1 pseudogene is annotated in these 1,827 nt (G+C 44.9%); it reads right to left on the reverse strand.

The window, feature by feature from the left end:
* Positions 1-1,827, reverse strand: a pseudogene (locus tag HMPREF3182_RS07710) (ESPR-type extended signal peptide-containing protein); the annotation flags it as partial.

Raw genomic sequence — 1,827 nt, forward strand, 5'->3', positions numbered from 1 at the left:
ATCCCTTCTTGTCATTTGCGTCATTCACTACTTTAACAATATCTTCTTTATTTACCTTGACAGTTACTTTGCTTACACCGTTTGCAGATTCGGTAATAACTTTCGCCAGATCTTCCCCGGCAAATTCTACCGTATTGGCATGTTTCACTTGACCGGTTACATCTGTAGTACCATCGGCCGCTTTACCTTTAATAACAAATCCGAGTTTCTTCGCATCCGCTACGCTGAGGCCATTCGTATCTTTGGACTTATCCAAATCTGCGAGTCCTTCTTTAGCTTTTCCGACTTTATCATCAGCATTTTGAGGTGCTCCAATAGTTGCCGTACCTTCACCTACATTACGCAATACGGTTCCTTTGTCAGTTTCTGCACTGCCGTTCGGATGAACCAGTGCTACGCCTAAATTCGGTACTTCTCCGGCTTTCTTACCTTGCAACGGTTGAGCATCCGCTTTTAATGTACCGGCATCATCAATAATATCGCTGGCTTTATATACAGCATCTTCACCGTTCGGCGCCTTATGTTTTACCGGATTATCTGCGGCATTGTAATACAATACTTCCTTTCCTTTTTGCAGCATGGGAATCATGCGGTTTCCTTGACCATCCACATACTGAATGGCATTCTGAGTACCTGTTACCAAATTGTCCGCATTTACATCAATGGTAATAATACGTGTACCGTCCGGAGCGGTTTTACCGCTGATCCACGCACCGCCGTATCCGACAAACTTCACTTTGTTACCGTTTTTCACTACATCTTGATATGCGTTGGCACCACTAGCTGCATTCACACTGGCTCCCAGAATAAAGCCCATATCCTTCAAATCACCTACGGTGGCTACTTTAGTGTCTTTCGCATCTTTCAAATCTGCCAACTGTACCGGTTTACTGCCAGTTCCCATAATAGGATTGCCATCTTCTCCCTTAACCGGTTTAGATTCCGTGCCACGAGCTACATTATCAAGCTGAATCGGTTTGTCTTTTTCACCCAAACGTATACCTGCCGGTGTCTTTTCTCCTGCGTCTGTATCCGGTGTACCGTCTGCTTTCGGTTTGTAATACTTACCATCATCACCTTTTACAAGCGGATCGCCGTTCTCATCTACATACGTTGTCGGTTCAGAGCCCTTCTTCGCATTTTCTGCATTGACCGCTTTGGCAATCTCTTCTTTATTTACCTTGACGGTTACTTTACTTACACCATTTGCAGATTCCGTAATGACTTTGGCCAAATCTTCACCGGCAAATTCTACCGTATCGGCATGTTTTACCTGTGCAACAACATCGGTTGTTCCATCTTCCGCTTTACCTTTAATGACAAATCCCAATTTCTTCAAATCTGCCACTGTTGCTACCGTACCGTCTTTCGCATTCGCCAAATCTGCCAAGCCGTTAGTCGGGTCATCGGCTTTATTAATAGCTTCCGTTGCCGGTGCTACATTGGTGAGCTGTGTCGTTTTACCTTTTTCACCTACCTGGATACCTGCCGGTTCCACTGCCTGTGCATCCGGTTTAAGTTGCCCATCATCGCCTACCTTGTCTTTCGGATAATATTTATCCCCTACTTTGACAAGCGGATTACCGTCTTTATCTACATACTGTGTCGGAGCGTTTCCGGCTTTATCGTTTATGCTCTTTACGGCATCAGCCACTTTCTTGTCATCGACTTTCACCGTAAATGTACGTACATTATCTTCCGTCTTACCGCTTACTTCTGCCAAACCTTCGCCGACAAATTTAACGGTTTGTGCATTGGTCACGGTGGCATGATAATTTGCTCCGTCAGCTACTACAAAGCCTACCCGTTTCAAATCATCTACGGTTG

Origin of the sequence: Megasphaera hutchinsoni, assembly GCF_001553405.1 — a bacterium.
Taxonomy (GTDB): domain Bacteria; phylum Bacillota; class Negativicutes; order Veillonellales; family Megasphaeraceae; genus Megasphaera; species Megasphaera hutchinsoni.